The sequence below is a fragment of the Kitasatospora sp. NPDC001132 genome, from assembly GCF_053598415.1.
In genome coordinates this window covers 164,281-182,405 of the sequence record NZ_JBSFKF010000013.1, presented here as the reverse complement: position 1 = coordinate 182,405, position 18,125 = coordinate 164,281, and the positions used below count along the sequence as shown (strand labels likewise).

Here is an 18,125-nt window from a genome sequence, read left to right as displayed (position 1 = left end):
GTTCACTAAACCGCTGCGGCCGGTTCCGGACATGCGCTCGTGCAACCCGGCCATTGCCGACGGCGGTCTCGCCGATGTCCTGGGCGCCGCCAGGCAGGGCCCACTGGCCGGTGTCTCGGCGGCGCTGGAGCAGGATCGCGCCGCTGTCGTCGACGACGAGCAGATTGCTGGCGGGAATGAGGGTGTTGGCCTTGGGGGCGTTCGGGTCGTTGTAGTACTCAGTCCTGCCCATGTGCGGTGGACCCCTCCTGGTCAGGTGGTGGGCACCGGCCTACCGGTGTTCAGCGGCGAACCGTTCCAGAGTAGGGAAGACGCCGGTGTCGATCGTGTTGGACGACTCATACTGATCAAGTCCCATCGTGAACAGAGCGCGGCGATACTGCCACTTGATGTGCTTGTCGTGCCGTGCGGGGTCCGTGGGCCGCATGAGGGCGAGGAAGAAGAAGCACTTGACGAGCAGAAAGTCGCCCAGGTGCTCGCTCACGCGCCGCCCGATCAGAGATGCGGTGGTCTCGTCGAGTGCGGCGGTGTAGGCGGCGCGCTGCTCCGGGGTGATCGTGTAGCCCTTGCATCCGCCCTTGAAGGCCACGATGTCGAGCGCGGGGTAGACGTCATAGCCGAGCGGGACCGGTCCGTGATGCTGCCAGTCGATGACCCCGGCCCGGAGGGCGTTGGGCAGGCCATAGTCCAGGTGTCCGTGCACCATCGGAAGTTGAGCCAGCCGGTCGAGGGCGTGCTTGACCGCCTCGTGAACCCGCGGGATGTCGAAGTCCGGGTTCTCCTCAAAGACCTCAGGTGCGAAGGCCGCCTTCTCGAACCATGGTGTCGAGGGCAAGGGGTGTCTCGCCTGGGCCTGCAAGAGACACGACGCGACAGCAGCAGCCGTGCTGATCACCTGGTAGCTGACCTGCCCGTCCCGCCTGGCATCGGCCAAAGCCTCCTCGTGCAGCGAGGTATCACCGACGGCTCGCTCGACGACGAAGTAGCTTCCATCTTCGGACCCGCTGTCGACGATCTCCGGGACGGGGTAGCCCAGGCTGGCGGCCACCTGCTGGAACTCGCACTCCGCCCGCAGGTCCTCGCCGCCGATTCGCTTGTAGAGCAGGCCGTCGGCTGACCTCAAAACCGCGCCTTCAGTGGCGGTTCTCTCCTTCACGAACTCCCAGTCGCTCATCCATCCATCCTTCCGTAGCGCCGAGTTGGCGTGGGGCAGGTATGACCGTGTCGGGCAGGTCGCGTGTGGCTGGGGTCAGCGGGCTGGACGAAGCGGACGCCGTCAGCGCGTCGTTGATCATGGGCTCGCCGCCGGCGCGACGACCGATATCCCGATGCTTCAGTGCCGTCGGCGGGCGACGCCACGGCCCTGACCGGGCGACGGCTACGCGAACCCGCCGGGCTTCGAACTCTCCTGAACGCCGCTGAGGTTCAAGCCCAATTTGGCCCGGGCTGAAGCAAACCGGTGGGCAATTGCTGGGCTTGGCCGGACGCCGATCGACACGCTCCGGCGGCCAGGTGCAGTGATCAGTAGGACCAGGTCGAGCCCGTCCCCCGGTACTCCTCGACCGGGATCGGGTGAACGTCGGTGCGCATGCGGTCGGTGTAGAGGAGGCCGTCGAGGTGGTCGATCTCGTGGGCGATGAGACGGGCGAGGCCGAACTCGTAGGTGACGGTGGTGATGGTGCCATCGAAAGTGGTGGCCGTGACGTCCATGTGGAGTGGGCGGGGGACCATGCCTCGGACGTCGAAGAAGCTGAGGCAGCCCTCGTACTGTTCGTCGGTCTCGTCGGAGACGGCGGTGATCTTCGGGTTGAGCAGGATGATCGGGTCTGCGCCGGCAGCCGGGGGAAGGACGAGGGCGGCGGCGCGGGAAATACCAACCTGCGGAGCGGCGAGGCCCATGCCCTTGGCGAAGGAGTGGACCTGGCCGATCCGCTCAACGGCGGCGAACAGCTCGTCGATCACGGCCTGGGCGCCGGCACGTTCGGCCGGAAGGTCGAAGGGCTCAGCGGGGCGGTTGAGGATGGGGGTGCCCTGTTGGACGACGCCGAGGGACTGCATCTGCTGGCTGGGCCGCACCTCGATCACCTGATCTCCTTGGTCTGCTGCGGGTTGTTGGCGCGCGGAAGCGCCATTCGTCGGTGCCCCAGGCGAAGTGCCGGCGCCCGCCGTCGTCGTAGCTGCTGATGGCGGTGCGGAGGGGTACGGTCTCGACGGTCATGGAGGTCTTGGTTCCCACAAGGCTCCTTATGCCCAGGCACCGACCAGCATCGGCTCGGGGCGGAGCGAGATCCCGGTTGCGATCTCGACCTGCGCCGAGAGTTCGGTAAGGGCTTGGGCGAAGCCCGTCGCGGTCGCCCCGTCATGGGCGGTGAGCGTGAGGGTCCGGCGTTCCGAGCAGCGAATGCCGTCCGCGATCTTGTAGGCGGGGCGGTAGCCGATGTGTTCCAGCAGCCAGCCGGCGCTGGCCCGAAGCTGCCCGTCGCTGTCGGTGTGGACCGGACAGCCGGCAGCCGACCAGCGGGCGGCCTGGGCGGCGGTGACGGGCGGATTGAGGAAGACCGATCCGGCCTGGCGGGCATCCGGCCCGTGGGGGTCGAGGAGGAGTCCACGGCGGTGGCGGTTGGCGAGGACGGCGGCGGTCACCTCGGCCACGGGCGGTTGGGCGCCGACGTGGGCGCCGAGTTCGTCGGCGAGCGGCTGGTACGTGATCGGCGCGGCCGGTGAGCGGGTGAGGTGGAACGTCGCGGTCAGGATGGTCCAGCGGCCGGGGTCGTTCTTGAAGCGGCTGTCGCGGTGGCGGAGGCGGCATGCCTGGGCGGGCAGGGTCCGCAGTCGGCCCATGTCCCAGTCCCAGGCGGTGATGCGGTCGAGGGCGTCGGAGACCTGCTGGCCGTAGGCTCCGGCGTTCTGGATGGGGGCGGCGCCGACAGTGCCGGGTATGCCAGCCAGGCACTCGATCCCGGCGAGGTGTTCGGCTGCGGCCCACTGGACGAGGTCGGCGAGCGGGTGGCCGGCCTGGACGGTCGCGGCCACCGTGTCGTCGTCTACCCGCTTCACGGTGATGCCCCGGGTGTTCATCACGGCGACGGTGCCCTCGTGGCCGGTGTCGGAGGCGATGACATTGCTGCCGTGGCCGAGAGTGAGGGGCGCGTCCTCCTGCCGGTCGCCGATCGTACGGACCAGTTCGAACCAGTCGTCGGGGTCGGCGACCTGCAGGACGTCGCTGGCCGGGCCACCGAGTCGCAGGGTGGTGAGGGACGCGAGCGTGGTGCTGGGCACGGGTGGCCCTCCTAGGGTTCGTCGGTGATCGCCTTCAGGGCGAGGGTCCGCAGCGGGACGAGGCGGGTGCGGTTGTCCTGGTGGTGGTAGACGGCGTTGGTGCAGATGGCCAGGTAGCGGCCGGTGGCCGGGGCGAGGTAGAGGCTCGTGCCGGTGAAGCCGTGGTGGTAGGCGACCCTGCCCTCGTCAGCGAGGATCCAGGCCAGGCCACGGTCGAGGCCCGGCTCGATCTCGGCCTGCGGCCGCATGCTGTAGGCGAGCCAGCGGCCCAGGGGCCCGCCGGTGGCGTGCGAGGACAGCAGGTGGGTGGCGAAGGCGGCGAGGTCGGCCGGGGTGGTGAACACCCCGGCGTGGCCGGCGACTCCGCCAAGCAGGGCGGCGTTGTCGTCGTGCGGCATCCCCCACAGCCGGGGCCCGCCGGTCAACCGCTGCTCGGTCGGAGCGACCTGAGCGGAGCGGGGCACCGGTCCGTAGGTCGTGCTGGTCATGCCGAGGTCCTGCCAGAGCTCAGCCGCCAGCTCGTCCAGGCGCCGGCAGCGGTAATGGGCCAGGGCCAGGCCGAGGAGGATGAAGCCTCGGTTGATGTAGCGGTGGCTGGCTCCGGGGTCGGCGATCAGCGGCTCTCCGCAGATCAGTTCGGCCAGCGGTTCGGGGCGGTTGCGGTATTGGTCGAGGCGGGTGTCGGCCCGCAGGCCGGAGGTGTGGGCCAAGACCTGGCGAACCGTCACCCGGCTGGCGGGCGCCTCGGCCGGGATGCCGGTCAGCAGGTCGCGGATCGGGGTGTCCAGGGTGAAGCCGTCCAGGAGGGAAGCGCCGACCAGCGTCCAGGTGGCCAGGACCTTGGTCAGCGAGGCCACGTCGTACACCGTGTTCGGCCCCGGCCGGGCGTCGCCGCACTCGGGGGCGACGACGCCGGAGGCCAGGTAGCCGGGCTTGGTGTCGAAGGTGCCGTGGGCGATGACACCACCGGGGACCGTGCCGTCGACGGTCATCAGGTCCAGGCACTCGCGCAGGTCGGCGAGCGCGTTCGGGGTCCACGGCACGGTGTTGGTCACGGCTGCTCCTGGTCGATCGTCAGGTGGGCACCTAGCGCGGCCAACTTCGGCAGCAGGCTGCCGTATCCGCGCCGCAGGTGATACATCCCTCGGATCGTAGAGGTGCCCTCGGCGGCCAGGGCGGCGATCACGAGAGCGGTCACCGCCCGGATGTCCTCCCCGGCCACGTCGGCGCCGGTGAGAGCGGACCGGCCCCGGACGGTGATCACCGAGTCGGTCGCGTTGACGGCGGCGCCGAACGCGGCCAAGGCGGGCAGGTGGGTGTCGCGCTGGGTGTAGATCCGCTCGTCGATGCGGGAGGGGCCCTCGGCCTGGGTGAGGAAGGCGGTCAGCTGCGGCTGCACGTCGGTCGGGAAGCCGGGGTGCGGGCCGGTGGCCATCTGCACCGGCCGAGGCCCGGCCGGGGTGCTGACGGCCGTTCCGCCGTCCAGCGGGTCGAGCTGGATTCCGGCGTCGGCGAACACTGACACCAGCCCGTCCGGGAACGCGGCCGGCGGGAAGCCATCCAGGTGGACGGTGCCGCCGGTGATGGCGGCGGCCAGCGCGAGGGTGGCGGCCTCCAGCCGGTCCGGCGGCACGGTGAACACCCCGCCTCGGATGCGGTCGGTGCCAGTGACGTTCAGGGCCTTCCTGCCGCGCCACTCGATGCCGACGCCGGCCTGCGAGAGCAGGGCGGCGGTGTGGGTGACCTCGGGCTCCACACTGGGGTTGAGGATCGCGGAGGTGCCCGGGGTGCGGGCGGCCAGCAGCATCGCGGTGACCGTCGCACCCAGGCTCGGTCCCCACGAGCGGGTCTCGGCGTCGGTGATGAACGGCAGCCGCTTGCCGGTGAAGCGGGCCCGCACCCGGCCCCGGTGCACCTCGACCTCGGCCCCGGCGGCTTCCATCGCGGCCAGGTGCCGGTCGATGTAGCGGGCGCAGAAGGCGTCCCCGCCAGGGGTGGGGAAGGTGACCTTGCCGGTGCGGGCCAGCAGGGCGCCGCCCATCACTGCGGTGGTGCGGATGCGCCGTCCGAGGTCGCCGGGGATGACGGGGAAGTAGGAGTCGGCCGGTCGGGTGGCGAACTCGTCGCCGGTCACGGTGGCGCGGGTGCCGGTGCGGTGCAGGATATCGGCGACGACCAGGGTGTCCAGGATCTCGGGTGCACCGGCCAGGGTGAGCGGGTCGTCGGCGAGGATCGCGGCGGCGTACAGGTGCAGGCCGATGTTCTTGCTGCCCTGGACGGTGGCGGTGCCGGCCAGGCGGCGGCCTCCGGTGATCCGCACGGCCCGCTCGTCGGTCGTCGGGGTGGTGTCGGTGGTGGGCATGGTCACCTTCCCTGGCTTCCGGCCGGGAAGAAGCCCCCGACCTGGGTCTTCGGGTAGAGCAGGGTGTGCGCGCCGATGAGGGTGGCGGGCTGGAGCACGGTGCCGGCGGGGACGATCACACCGTCTCCGACGACCGCACCGAACTTGGTTTGGCCGGTGGCGACGCGGTGGCCATCGAGGTGCGCGCAGACCTCTTCGGTGGCCGGTTCGGTGACCGGTCCGGAGGTGACCCGCAGGCCGGTGGTGGACACGAACGCGCCGATGTTGACGCCGAGGCCGAGCACGGAGTCGCCGACGAAGCTGGTGTGCTTCATGAAGACCCCGCCGGTCAGCAGGGAGCGGGTGACCTCGGCGCCGAAGCCGATCCGGCAGCCAGGTCCGATGACCGTGTTGTCGCGGACCCGGGCGCCGGCCTCGATCACCGCGCCGGGGCAGACCAGCACCGGGCCGGTGACGAACGCGCCCTCGGCGATGACGGCTCCGGCCGCCGCGATCACCTGGCCACGGACCGTGGCGCCGGGCTCGATGACCCCGGCGGGCTCGGGCAGTGCGATGTCCAGGTGTCCGGCCAGCAGGTCCGCGACGGCCTTCTTGAGGCCGAACACCGTCGGGCAGCAGCTCAGGAGGTGCAGCATCACGGGGTCGGTGACCTGATCAGTGTCGATGTAGTACTCGGGGGTGGTGCGGTAGTCGATGCGCGCCAACTCGGCACTCATCATGGGAGTTTCGGGGAGCCGGTGCATGGCTGGTTCTCCTCTCGGGCGAGCGAGTGGAAGAAAGGGGGGTGGGAAGTCGTCATGACCTAGGAGATGGGCAGATCCGGCGTGGTCGCCGCAGCCTGGGGACGCTCTTCGACCTGGTGGTGGACCGAGAGGCCGAGCAGGGCGAGCGCGGGCAGGTGCAGGGCGGCCCAGGAGGCGGCGAGGAAGGTGCCGAGCCGGTCGCGGTCCGGTACAGCGGCGTGTCGGGGGCCGGCGGAGGGCAGGGAGGTGCTGTGCGTTGGCATGGGGCCTTCGGCAGCAGAGGCGGGGAATGGACGTTCCCCAGTGAACTGCCGGGCCGGAGACCGGATCCGTAGCCGGACTACGGGCCGTAGTCCGGCTACGGGTCAGACGATCTGCACGCCCGCTCGGGCGGCGAAGTCCCGAACACCGGGCAGCTTGCGGTCGTGCCGCAGCAGGCCGGCGGCGAGGCCGCGGACGGCGCCTCGGCGGGTCTCCTGCGGGGCGGCCTCCTCGGCGGCCAGCAGGGCCTTGAAGCACTGCTCGGGCTTGCCCCACTGGTCAAACGCGCGTGCCACGTCGGTGAAGAAGCGGGCCTGCCGCTCGGCGGTCGGCAGCACGGTGGGGTCGATGGTCCTGGCCAACTCGATTGCCCGGCCGGCGTCGCCGAGCTCATAGTGCACCGACAACTCGTGCAGGGCGACGCCCTGGATGCCATCCGTCAAGCCGGAAACCCGGCCAGCAGCGGCGGCGCTGTCGGCTGCCTCCCGGATCAGGGCGTGGGCGTAGGAGCGGTCACCGGTCTTCGCGGCGGTGTAGGCGGCGGTGGCGTACAGGTCCCCGCGGGCGGCCAAACGAGCGGCTTCTGGAACGGAGTTGTCCGCGAGAAGGCCTTCGGCCGCAACCACCACGATGTCGGTCGCCCGAGACAGGCTGCCCTGTCGGCGCCAGGCGCTGGAGACCATGCGCTGTGCCTCGGCAACGACCAACACGTCTCCGCCTGCCCGGGCTGCGGTCAGCGCGCGGTCGGCGGTGATGGCCACCAGGTTGTTGTCGCCGATCTTGATGCACAACCGGACGGCGATGTTGTAGAGCTGGGCGACGTTGCGGGCGCGCTCCTCGGGCGTACCGACCAACTGGGCAGCCGCGATCCGGCCGGGCAGGGCCTCGGCGAGGGCGTCGTACCGGGCCGCCTTGAACTCCAGGCGCGACGCCACCAGCGAAGTCTCAATGGACTGCTGGGTTGGCTCACAGCGAGGGGCGGGAATTCGATCCGTCCCGTAAAGCAGGAGGTCTTCCAGGCCAGCTAACGGTGCCGTCGAGTCAGCGTGCGCGGTCTGTTGACCAGTGGCCGGGGTGAACAGGGCGGCAGCCGCCAGGGCCATGAACGGGCGGCGTCGCACATCGTCCTCCTCGGCAGCGGAAGTGCTCGCCAGCGTAGCGGAGGCAGGCTTTCGAGGGCGTGATCTCGCCCGGTCGGCGGCCGGTTGCGGCAGGGCGATCAGCGCGGCGAGGTCGACGTCCAGCACCTCGGCAAAGCGCCGGAGGAGCGTCAGATCCTTGACCTGCTGCATGTCCCGCTCGACCAGGGACATCCAGTCCTCACTGCGGCCGACCTCGGTGGCCAGCCGCAACTGGGTCCACCCCAGCGTCGACCGCCGGAGCGAGATGAATGCTCCGAACGTCTTGCCGTTGTCCCCCACCGCAGACCCCCGCGGATCGTACCCAATCAGCTACAGGCCGCTACCGTACCGACGATCGGGGGCCACGGTGTAAGGCTTTCGGATCGAACCCGGCGTCCACCGCGCCGTCCGGGACAGCGTGGGCAACTGACTTCATCCTGTGACGGCGGTGGTGCGCAGGCCAGTCAACGGCATGACCAGACCAACGACCCGATGATCTGAAGGACGCGGACTAAAAGGGTGGAGGCCCGTCGGCGCTCCACGGGAGCCCGAGGACCCGCGGAATGACCACGGTCTCCTGCGGCAACCGGAACACTGCCACCGCTTCATCGATTCGCCCGAGCTTCATGAGCAACACCGCCAAGGCCTGGCGGTGCCACGCACGGGCCGGGTCCAGGAGCTCCACGGCCTCCTCCAGTCGCCCCGCCTCGGCGATCATCTCCGCCAACGCCTTGACCACGAACGGGGAATCGGCATCGGGGTGGGCCCGCACCTCCTCGATCGCCTGGTCCCGGCGGCCACAGGCGGCGAGCAGCCGGGGTCGCAGCCGGAAGTACTCCCACTCCGGGGAGCCGACCCGGGCGAGGACACCGTCCAGGTATGCCAGCCCCTCCTCGACACGCTGCTGGTCGATGTACAGCGTGCACAAGGTGTCCACGATCCAGTCCTCGTCGCCGCCACTCGACCGCGGCAGGGCGCGCAGCACCTCGATCGCCTCGGCTCCTCGCCCGTGCCGGACCAGGAGTTCCGCGAGCCCCACCGCATGGTGGGGTGACTCCACGGCACAGGCCCGGTAGGCGTCAACCGCGCCCGCCACGTCCCCACGCGCCTCCAGCAGTTCGGCCAGGCGGTGAACGACGCCCTCGCGAGGGTCCTCCGCCATGTAGGCCCGCAGTTCCTCGACGCGGTCGTGCCGGGCCAGCAGGTCGGCAAGTTCGTCGCGTCCATTCACGGAGGTGATCGACCGAGTGCGCAGCAGGGCGATCGCCTCCTCCACCCGGCCCTGGCGCTCGCGGACGGCGGCCAGCAACTCGACGGCGTTGTGGGGCTCAGGGGTTCCGAGATCCACGGACGGCCAGCGCTCGGCAGGCGCCTCAACCCTGGCCGCCAGCAGGGCGGCGACCTCCTCGTCCCGCCCCAGCCCCTCGGTCACCGCGACCAGGGCCGCCGCGAACTGGGACTCCCTGATGTACGGCCGGAGCAGCTCGTACGCCTCCTCAGCCCGTCCGTGCCGGGCGAGCAGCCGGGTGAGGTACTCGAATGCCGAGCCCTTGCCGACGCCGGCCTCGGACTGCCTACGGACGAACGCGATCGCCTCTTCCGCCGGCCCCCACCGCTCGAGCAACTCGGCGTACTCGTGGGCCGCCGACCACGAACCTGCCTCGACGTGCGGGGCGAGCACGGCGAAGGCCTCCTCCCGCCGGTCCTCAGCTACCAGTTGCTCCACCCACGCCCGGGTGCAGTACCAGTCACCGGCGCGCGCCTCGCGCTGCACCTGGTCGAGGTGGCCGTGCTCGACGAGCCAGCCGACCAGCTCGGACGGTATCCAGTCCGTGTACGTGCCACGCGCCCGGAGGTCGAATTCAGCGGCGTCCATGATCGCGCACCCTACTCCCGACGACCGCCACCCCAACAACGGCTGCCCCCCAGTTCCCGGGCTGCCTCCTCCCGGTCACCGGCACGGCCACCCCTGCTGTGCGACGTGCTGCTGGCCGGGCAGCCAGATTCCGGTCGCTGGTGGTCAGCGGTGTCGGGGCTGGGTGCCGGGGTGCTGGAGTGCGGTCATGGTGGGCGAGGTGACGGCGGGCGGGTTCGTGGTGGGGCGGCGGACGGTCGGGGCGGCAGGCGAGCGCAAGAGCGCGGCTTCAACGGTGCGGTTTGGTGCGGGGTTGTAGCTGGTGTGCTGGATGCGGGCAATGAGGACCTTGGCGGGCGGGCGGGCGCTGCCGAGTTCGCGGCGGGCTGCGGCCTCGGTGAGGAGCTGGTGGGGCGTGTGGCCGCCGGCTTCGGCGTCGGCGAGGACGGTGGCGAGGGCGGGCCAGTTGGGATCGGCGAGGATCCGCGTCGCGTGGTCGGGGATGGCGGCGCGGACGTCGTTGGCGAGAGTGTTGCGGGTCTGCTCCTTGGGCTGGCGCTGGACGAGAAAGGCGAGCTGGTCGGCGGCGGCCTGGTCGTAGACGGCCTGGAGGTGCTGGACGGTTCGGCGCGCGGCTGCGGCCTGCTGGGCATGGCCCTTGGCGGTGTGCCAGCGCTGGGAGAGGACCGCGGCCCAGACGAGGGCTGCGACGAAGACGGCGAGGGTGCTGCCGTCCTTGCCGCTGCCGGCGTGCACGAGGTCGCGGGCCGCCTGTCGCAGACCGGCTGCCGCCGGGTGGTCTGCACGAATCTGGGAGCGCTGGGCGCGGGCGAAGGTCTTTGCTGCTGCTCGGAGTTCGGCGCGCAGGTCCTGGGGCGCGGTCTGGGCGGTGGCCTCGATCAGTTCACCGAGGGCGGTGATGTGCGCCTGCGCACGCGCGTCACCACTGTCGCCGGCGGTGTGGTGGTCGGTGGTGAAGGTGTCGAGGGCGTTGGTGGCGTGCTGCCAGCGGGTGGCGGGCTTGTTGCGGCGGGCGGTGGGGTGCTCCTCCGGCTTGCCGACCGTGAGGAGCGCCTGGAGCTTGGGCAGGGACAGGTCGGGGGCGATCTTCCCGCCGGGGATGTAGTTCGGCTGCCCGTTGGCCTTCAGGTCGCCGGGGCGGGCGACGGAGTAGCCCCGAAGGTCGCCGGACGGGAAGCGGAGGATCTTGACCTCGACGCCATCGGCCTGGAGGTAGGCGAGAAGTTCCTCCGCGTTGCTTGCGTGGGGGATGGCGGCGCGGATGCGGTCCTGGAGCCACTCGCGGCTGGTCTGTTCCCAGCCGAGGCGCTTGGCCTTGTGCATCTCGGCCTGGGTGGGGCGGCGTTCGGCGGTCCGATCGCCCGTGCCGAGCTGGCGCAGGTCGTAGTCCTTCTCGATCTCGCGGCACTCGGCGCCGACGCGCTGGCCGCTGTTGTGGAGCTTGGGGCGGCGGCCGTCCTCGCGGACGGTGGTGGCGAGGATGTGGATGTGGTCGTCCGCGTGGCGCACGGCGATCCACCGGCACGCCAGGTCGTCGTCCTTGGGAGCGATGCCGGCAGCCCGGACGATGCGCTCGGCAATCTCGGACCACTCGGCGTCGGAGAGGTAGCGGTCCTCGGGTGCGGCGCGTACGGGGCAGTGCCAGACGTGGTCGGTGAGCTTCTTGCCGGGCTCGCTGTTGCGCAGGCGGACGGGCTCGTCGAGGTAGCGGGCGAGCTCGGTGAGGGTGGCGTTCTCGTCGCGGCCGGGGTCAGGCATGGCGAGCATGGCGAAGCCGGCGACGATGTGCGGGTCGCGGTGCTCGTCGTGGCGGCCGGGTCCGTAGAGGTAGGCGAGCAGGCCGCGGGTGTTGGAGCCGGGGTTCTTGATGGGGGCGATCACGGCAGTGTTCAGCCTTCCTGGCTGGCGGGCTGGCGAAGGGCCTCGGCGATCTCAGTGAGCAGGCCGTGCAGTTCGTCGAGGGTGCGGCGGATGTCGACCGGGGGCTCGTATCCGCCGTTAAGGGCTCGGGCGATCTGATTGACGTTGCTGGCGATACCGCTGATCTGGCGCAGGACGCGGGCGCGGAACTCGTGGATGAGTCGGCGTTCTTCCGCCAGGGGCGGGTCAATGAAGAACCGGCCGGCTATGAAGGCCAGGACGACGTCGGCGGCAAACCCGGACAGGCCGCGGTAGCCGTTGGCGGTGGCAGCAGCACGCAGCCGAGGCTCTTCCTCGGGTTCGAACCGCAGAGGGCCGACGCGCTCTTCGCGCTTGGTGCCGGTGTAGCGGCGGTTCTTCGGCTCGGCATGATCGGCGGCGCTGTGGTCGGAGGACTCGTTGTCGGTCTCGGTCGGGCGGACATCGGCGAGGATCTGCTGTTGGACGGCAAGGAGCTTGTCCGGGTCGGGGCCGCCCTCGGCCCCGGCCTCCTGGCCCGGCGCGCCCTCGCGCCGGGCCTTCTCCGCCACCCCTGGGGCGGAGATCCCGCGAGTCCGGCCACGAGTCGGACTCGCGGTACTACTGGCTCCGCCAGGGGCTCGGTTGCCGAACGCCCACTGCCAAAGACCCTTCACGGTGTGGGACTTCTTCCTCACCTTCGCGCTCTCGCCGGTGGCGCCGTGGGGGTGCTGAGTGTCGGTCACGGGCTGATCTCCTGTCGCGGGGGCGTCGAGGTGCTGTGGTGCGAGCGGGGTGTGAACGCGGCGCGCGGTCCGGCTCGGGCGGCGCGCGGTTCGGCGGAAGAGTGATCCGGTCCTTTGGCGGATCTTGCTGACCACGAGGTGGACATCCGCCAGACCACTTGGCGGTGAAGGGGCCGCCCGCCAGACGCCGTGCGGGTCATTGGCGGGCGGCCACCCATGGAGCGGCGGCATGTCAGGCGGGCACCGGGTGCTCGCGCGCCTGCTCAGGCTCGCGGTCGGCGTTCTCGGGCTGAGGGTCGGCCTGCTCATCCCGCAGGAGCGCCATCAGCTCCGTCCGGCGCTTGCTGCTGATCGGAATCCCGGCGTCGCTGAGAGCCTTCTCGACCACGGCGACGCTGACGCCGTGCTCGGTGACGACCGGCCGCATCATCTCCACGAGCTGGTCCATGGTCTTCGCCGGTGGGCGTCCGGTGCGCTTGCGAGGCGCGGCTGGTTCTTCGTCGAAGACTGGGCCGTCATCCCTGCGCTCTGTGACAGGCGTGGGGCTGGACGGGCAGTCCTGCTCCGCCTCTGGTACGGGCGGGGCTGCCAGGGTGGGCTCGGGGCTTTCACGGAGCGGGAGTTCGTCCTCGGTGGGCCTCGGTTTGGTGGTGACGTCGGTCGCGGTGGTGTTGTGGGCGAGGAGGGTGCCGCCGAAGAAGGCGAGGGCGGGCCATCCGGCGACCAGGATTCGCAGCCAGGCAGGGACGTGGGCGAGGTCGAGGAGTCCGGCGGTGGCGACGTTCGCGCCGAGGGAGGCGGTCAGGGCGATGGCGAACCAGGTCCAGGCGGTGCCGGCCGGGCGGCTGGTGGTGCGCAGGGTCCGCATGCGGTGCCAGGCGGCGACGAGCAGCAGGTCGACCGAGACGGGGTAGGCCCAGGCTTTCCAGCCGTGTTGTCCGGCGGCTTCGGCGATGTCGTGGAGGTGGGCGAAGGACAGGGCGCCCGCGATGGCGGCCTGTACGAGGACGGCGTCCGGGCGGGGTAGACGCGGTGGGGTGGTGGTGGTCATGCGGGAGGGGTCCTTGCGGGTCGGGCGGTGGCGGTTTGTGGGATTGCCGTCTTTGCCGTCTTGCCGTCTTGGTACTGCGGGACGGGTTCTGGGCTGGGGCGAGTTCGGCTGCCCGGGTGGTGCCGTGGACGCGGCGGTATTCGGGTTCGGGACGGTGCGGTATCCGTCTTGGGGCTCGTATCCGTCCCGGCTAGAGGGCATTTGACCTGCGGTTTTACGGCAGGGACGGCTGGGACGACACAAGACGGATGTGTTTCCCGTCCCAGGATCGGCCCGCCGCTGGCGCCGAGGTCCGGGCTGGCGGCGGGCCGGTAGCGGGGTGGGGCGGTTGCCGTCCCACGCGCCGTCTTGCAGGCGGGGTGCTGCCGTCCCCGGTGCGGGAGCGTTTCCGTCTTGGGAGGCCGTTCCGTCTCGGCGGCACGTGCTGTGACCTGCGCTGTTACGGCAGGGACGGCAGGGACGGCAGTTCGGGGAGGCTGGTCAGCCTCTGCTGCCCGTGCCCGCGCCCGCGCTCTCCTCCGTGGCCGTGGGGGTGACGGGGTGGACGGTGGGGCAGTAACGGCGCCAGGCGTCGAGGAACTTGTGGCGTGTGTAGCCCTTGCGCTGGGTTCCGTCGCCGAGGCGCACGTTGCCGGAGGTGATGCCGAACTCGCGGAGCATCGCGCCGAGTGCGCGCGGGGTCAGCCCGCCTCGGGCCGACTCCGCCCACGGCGCCTCCTCGTTGCCGTTGAGCGCGAACAGCAGCTGGCCGGTGGTCATGCTGTCCGGCTCCGGCTCGCTGGCGGCGTGGAAGATCCGGCGGATGTCGGCGAGGACCCGTGCGCCGCCGGGGTTGTCCTCCTCCGTCTGGACCTCGGCGTCGACCATGCGCTTGCACGCCTGGCGGGCACGGCGGGGCCAGGGGCCTCCGGCGAGGTCGGCGACGATCACCAGGGGCTCCCAGGTGTCGGCCGCGCGGTCCTCGACCGGCATGGCGGGCTCCATGCACAGGGCCCGGCCAGCGAGCGGTGCCGCCCAGCGGGCAATCTTGTCGCGAATCGCGTGCAGGGCGGGGCTGTCGCGCTTGGTGCGGTACGGGGCGACGCTCTCGCCCTCGGCACGGCGGCGCATGCGGATCACGATCGAGCGGTCCATGATCGTGTCCGGGAGGTCGCCGATGCCGGCGATGGCCGCCATGACGAAGGTGTGGAAGCGGCGCGGGGTGTGGTCGTTGCCGACGACCCGCAGCACGTATCGGTCGCGCTGGTGCCCGGCGTTGAGCAGGCCGCGCATCTCCTCGTTCTTCTCCGCCATCTTCGGGCTGCCGAAGATCGTGTCCGCCTCGTCCACCAGCAGGGTGGGCGGCTCCTCGGTGATCGAGCGGAACACGGCGGCCGGAGTCGAGTTCACCGTCAGCACCGCCTGGTGCACCGTCTCGGTGAGCACGTCGAGCAGGCGGGACTTGCCGCAGCGCTTGGCCGGGCCGACCACGGCCAGGCGCGGGGCGTGCTGCCACGAACCCTGCAGGTGGGTCGCGGCGACCCACAGCGTGGCAGCGTCCAGGGCCTGCTCGGAGGGAAGGATCACGAACTTCGCGATCTGGGCCCTCAGCTGCGCGAGCAGGTCGGCGCCCTCGGTCGCCTCGGTGTCCGGCATCAGGTCGGTCCCGTCCGGGGTGGCGGGCTCGGCAGGCGCCGCCTCGGCGTCGTGTCCACAGGCTGTGGACACGGGCTCCGGCTGCTGGCCCGGTAGGAAGGATCCGGGCTCGCCGGGCCTCGCGACCGGCGGCCAACTCGCGGTGGAAGCTGCCGGATCGGGCTGGTGGGACGTAGACTCCATGGTGAAGCTCCAGACTGGGGCGCGGGACCTGATTCGTCGCGCGCCGCCGATGAAGGTCGTGGGTAAGGACTTCGCCTGGCCCTCGGTGTTCGCTGCACCGGGGGCCTTCGTGCGTCCTGGGGCCGGCGGACCGGGGGTTCCGGTCCGCTCAACTCGCAGGGACTGCTTGCACCTTGGCGGCGGTCCCTCGGCGGCCGAGGCCGCCGAGGCCGCCGAGGGACCACGAACGTACGGTCATGCCGGTGGAGGATCCACTCCAATCGGGCAAGTACGCCCACGGCAGACAGGCTTGTCGATCGGGCTCTCACCACGTCAAGCTGCATCAGCCGCCGAACCTTCACCGGCCGCCGCCTCGATGCCGAGCAGGCGCAGAAGGTCCGCTGTGATCACGCGGTACTTCTTGCCCAGCCGCAGGACCCGGCAGGGGTACGCGCCGAGGCGGGCCAGCTCGTAGCCCTTGCTCCGCCCGAGGCCGATGGCGCGGTTGGCGGTATCGAGGTCGATAGCCGCCGGCAGCCTGAGAAGTTCGGCCCGACCCATCCCCTGCGCTGTCGCCGATATCTCACCAGTTCGCACATGAACTCCAAATCCGAGCTTCCCCCGGAAGGGGGCTGCAGCGGAGTGCCGCAACGGAGAAGAGATTTCCAGTGGCTACTGTGTCGATATGACACAACGCCGCGAGGAACACTGGTCCACCGACGACGAGGACGCACTCGACTGGCACGAACGGATCACCAAGGACGTGATCCGAGCAATCACCCGAAGGAGGAAAGACCTTGGACTGTCCGCGCAGGATGTGGCCGACGAAACAGGGAACTTGGGCTACGAAGTCCCCCGGAACGTCATCGCCAACTGGGAGTCCGGCAGGCGCAAGACGATCACGATTCCGGAGCTGATCGTTGTGGCTGAGGCCCTGGACGTCGCTCCGGTCGAGCTGCTCTTCTCCCCAGCTCTCGGCGGCTGGGTCGACTACCTGCCCGAGCTGAGCCACCCTCGCTGGTCGGCCCTCACCCACTTCACCGGAGAGGACCGCCGCTCGATCGGGATGTACCGGCTCCGCCTCTACCGGGAGCACGCCCGGATCTGGCAGGAGCTCCAAGAGGAGCATCACGGCGCTTTCCAGCTGGAGTTCAAGTTCTTCCAGCAGGAATGGCCTCCCGGCCCGAAGGAGAAGCGCGACGCTTTCGTCGCAGCCATCCGCGAGCGGCTTCAACCTGTCAGGGCACAACTACGCGAGATCGGCCTGGAAGTCCCGTACCTCGCACCGAGTCTCGACTTTCTCGACGCCGAGCTTCCCCCGCTGAACACCGATACCGATCTGGAGGACGAATGAAGGGTTCCACCTACCACCGCTGCTACTGCCGCGACGCCGAGACCGGGAAGCCGCTCGGCAAGGCGTGCCCAAAGGCCGGCAGCCGTAAGCACGGCTCCTACTCCATACGCCAGGAGCTGCCCAACGCCGAGGACGGCACCCGCCGTTCATTCAACCGTGCCGGCTACGAGACGCTGAAGGAGGCTCAGGCCGACCTCGACCACGTTCGCGGCCTGCTCGCCCTCGGCAAGGAGGATCCGGACGACCTGGCCCTGGTCGCCGAGCTGCTGGTGAAGGTCGCCGACGAGAAGGCCCAGCTGCCCGATATCGAGGAGACCCGCAACCGCCTGAAGTCCGGTCAGGACCTCTCCACCCGCGTCACCGTCGGCGAATGGCTCGATACCTGGTTGGCCGGTAAGAAGATCCGCAAGTCCGGCATCACCCGCTACGAGTGCGACGTGCGGGTCCACCTCAAGCCCCGCATCGGGCACATCCGCGTCGACCGGCTTCGGGTGAGCACGCTCGCCGAGATGTTCACGGACATCGCCGACGCCAACGAGGAGATCCTGGAGAACAATGCCCTGCGGCACGCCCTGAAGGCCGAACTCGCCACGGTTCCGATCAAGGGTGTGGAGAACCGCGCCCGCCGCAAGGCTCTGCGCGCTGAGCTTGCCGAGATGCCGCCGTTCCGGCGCACGACCGGCGCGACCACCCGCCAGCGCATCCGGGCCACGCTTCGCACCGCCCTGAACGAAGCGATCCCCGAGGGCCTGATCACCCTCAACCCGGCCGCCCACGTCAAGCTCGACCCGGCTGCCAAGCCGAAGGCTCTGGTCTGGACGCCGGAGCGGGTCGCCCAGTGGCAGGCGACCGGCGTGAAGCCCTCCCCCGTGATGGTCTGGACGCCGCAGCAGACCGGCGCGTTCCTCGACTTCATGGCTGCCGACCGCCTGTACGCGCTGTGGCACGTGATCGCCTTCCGCGGTCTTCGCCGGGGCGAGGCGTGCGGCCAGCCGTGGTCCGAGACCAATCTCGACAACAGCTCGCTGACCGTGACGGCCCAGCTCGTGCAGGACGGGTGGGAGGTCGAGGAGTCCGACCCCAAGACCGACGGGAGCTTCCGGACCGTGGCGCTGGACGACGACACGGTGGCCGTCCTGCGGCGTCACCGCGAGCGGCAGCAGAAGGAGCGGGACGACTGGGGGCCGGCCTGGAAGGACACCGGCCGGGTCTTCACCAACGAGGACGGTTCCTGGCTCCATCCCGGCAAGGTCACCGAGATGTTCGAGCGGCTCGTGACCGCGTCCGGCCTGCCGCCGATCCGCCTGCACGACCTCCGCCACGGCGCGGCCACCCTCGCGCTCGCGGGCGGGGTCGACATGAAGGTGGTGTCCGAAATGCTCGGCCACTCCTCCATCAAGATCACCTCGGACATCTACACCAGTGTCCTGCCCGAGATCGCCAAGGATGCCGCCGAGGCTGCCGCGAAGCTCGTCCCCCTCCAGCGGAAGACCGAAGCCGAGGCTCACGCCAAGGCTGCAGCCGCAGCGGAGAAGGCGAAGCGGAAGGCGGCGAAGAAGGCGAAGTCCAAGGCCAAGAAGGCCAAGGGTTAGACCAAGATCAACACCAGCGCTCACGCATCGCTCACGCAAGCGATCTCGTAGCGCGGCGCCGACAC

At 70.5% G+C, this 18,125-nt stretch carries 16 protein-coding genes and 1 pseudogene; 2 read left to right on the top strand and 15 right to left on the bottom strand.

Going from position 1 to position 18,125, the window contains the following annotated elements:
• Positions 1-61: 61 nt before the first annotated feature.
• The 15 genes and pseudogenes from ACWDBE_RS19995 to ACWDBE_RS19925 all read right to left on the bottom strand — a co-directional run.
• A pseudogene (locus ACWDBE_RS19995) lies at positions 62-232 on the bottom strand (NUDIX domain-containing protein); the annotation flags it as partial.
• Between the two features lie 39 nt (positions 233-271).
• Positions 272-1,174 carry a phosphotransferase gene (locus ACWDBE_RS19990; protein ID WP_449808670.1) on the bottom strand — a complete coding sequence of 301 codons (903 nt, stop codon included), beginning with the start codon at positions 1,172-1,174 and terminating at the stop codon, positions 272-274.
• Between the two features lie 347 nt (positions 1,175-1,521).
• Positions 1,522-2,085, bottom strand: a complete 564-nt coding sequence (locus ACWDBE_RS19985) for a peptide deformylase (protein ID WP_449808669.1) — start codon at positions 2,083-2,085, stop codon at positions 1,522-1,524.
• 159 nt (positions 2,086-2,244) lie between these two features.
• Positions 2,245-3,279, bottom strand: a complete 1,035-nt coding sequence (locus ACWDBE_RS19980) for a UDP-N-acetylmuramate dehydrogenase (RefSeq protein ID WP_449808668.1) — start codon at positions 3,277-3,279, stop codon at positions 2,245-2,247.
• 11 nt (positions 3,280-3,290) lie between these two features.
• Positions 3,291-4,334 (bottom strand): serine hydrolase domain-containing protein, encoded by a 1,044-nt coding sequence (locus ACWDBE_RS19975; protein WP_449808667.1) that lies wholly within the window; start codon positions 4,332-4,334, stop codon positions 3,291-3,293.
• Positions 4,331-5,641 (bottom strand): UDP-N-acetylglucosamine 1-carboxyvinyltransferase, encoded by a 1,311-nt coding sequence (locus ACWDBE_RS19970; RefSeq protein WP_449808666.1) that lies wholly within the window; start codon positions 5,639-5,641, stop codon positions 4,331-4,333. Before ACWDBE_RS19970 ends, ACWDBE_RS19975 begins: the two co-directional genes overlap by 4 nt.
• A gap of 2 nt (positions 5,642-5,643) precedes the next feature.
• Positions 5,644-6,357 carry a hypothetical protein gene (locus ACWDBE_RS19965; protein ID WP_449808665.1) on the bottom strand — a complete coding sequence of 238 codons (714 nt, stop codon included), beginning with the start codon at positions 6,355-6,357 and terminating at the stop codon, positions 5,644-5,646.
• Positions 6,358-6,443: 86 nt separating this feature from the next.
• Positions 6,444-6,647: a hypothetical protein gene (locus tag ACWDBE_RS19960; protein WP_449808664.1), complete on the bottom strand. Its 204-nt coding sequence runs from the start codon at positions 6,645-6,647 to the stop codon at positions 6,444-6,446.
• Positions 6,648-6,749: 102 nt separating this feature from the next.
• Entirely contained in the window at positions 6,750-8,066 is a 1,317-nt protein-coding gene (locus ACWDBE_RS19955) for a helix-turn-helix domain-containing protein (RefSeq protein ID WP_449808663.1), read from the bottom strand.
• 211 nt (positions 8,067-8,277) lie between these two features.
• Positions 8,278-9,642, bottom strand: a complete 1,365-nt coding sequence (locus ACWDBE_RS19950; RefSeq protein ID WP_449808662.1) for a tetratricopeptide repeat protein — start codon at positions 9,640-9,642, stop codon at positions 8,278-8,280.
• Between the two features lie 144 nt (positions 9,643-9,786).
• On the bottom strand, positions 9,787-11,523 hold the full coding sequence (locus tag ACWDBE_RS19945) for a relaxase/mobilization nuclease domain-containing protein (RefSeq protein WP_449808661.1): 1,737 nt from the start codon (positions 11,521-11,523) through the stop codon (positions 9,787-9,789).
• Positions 11,524-11,531: 8 nt separating this feature from the next.
• Entirely contained in the window at positions 11,532-12,092 is a 561-nt protein-coding gene (locus tag ACWDBE_RS19940) for a MobC family plasmid mobilization relaxosome protein (protein ID WP_449808660.1), read from the bottom strand.
• 406 nt (positions 12,093-12,498) lie between these two features.
• Positions 12,499-13,317 (bottom strand): DUF2637 domain-containing protein, encoded by an 819-nt coding sequence (locus ACWDBE_RS19935; protein WP_449808659.1) that lies wholly within the window; start codon positions 13,315-13,317, stop codon positions 12,499-12,501.
• A gap of 480 nt (positions 13,318-13,797) precedes the next feature.
• A complete protein-coding gene (locus ACWDBE_RS19930; protein WP_449808658.1) occupies positions 13,798-15,135 on the bottom strand; it encodes a DUF3631 domain-containing protein in 1,338 nt (445 codons plus the stop codon).
• A gap of 312 nt (positions 15,136-15,447) precedes the next feature.
• Positions 15,448-15,675, bottom strand: coding sequence for a hypothetical protein (locus tag ACWDBE_RS19925; protein ID WP_396477159.1), 228 nt, complete (start codon positions 15,673-15,675; stop codon positions 15,448-15,450).
• A gap of 124 nt (positions 15,676-15,799) precedes the next feature.
• Here ACWDBE_RS19925 and ACWDBE_RS19920 point away from each other — a divergent pair, with 124 nt between their 5' ends.
• Positions 15,800-16,468: a helix-turn-helix domain-containing protein gene (locus ACWDBE_RS19920; RefSeq protein WP_449808657.1), complete on the top strand. Its 669-nt coding sequence runs from the start codon at positions 15,800-15,802 to the stop codon at positions 16,466-16,468.
• Complete coding sequence (locus tag ACWDBE_RS19915) at positions 16,465-18,060, top strand: tyrosine-type recombinase/integrase (RefSeq protein ID WP_449808656.1); 1,596 nt, start codon at positions 16,465-16,467, stop codon at positions 18,058-18,060. The genes ACWDBE_RS19920 and ACWDBE_RS19915 overlap by 4 nt, the downstream gene beginning before the upstream one ends.
• The last annotated feature ends 65 nt before the right edge of the window (positions 18,061-18,125 follow it).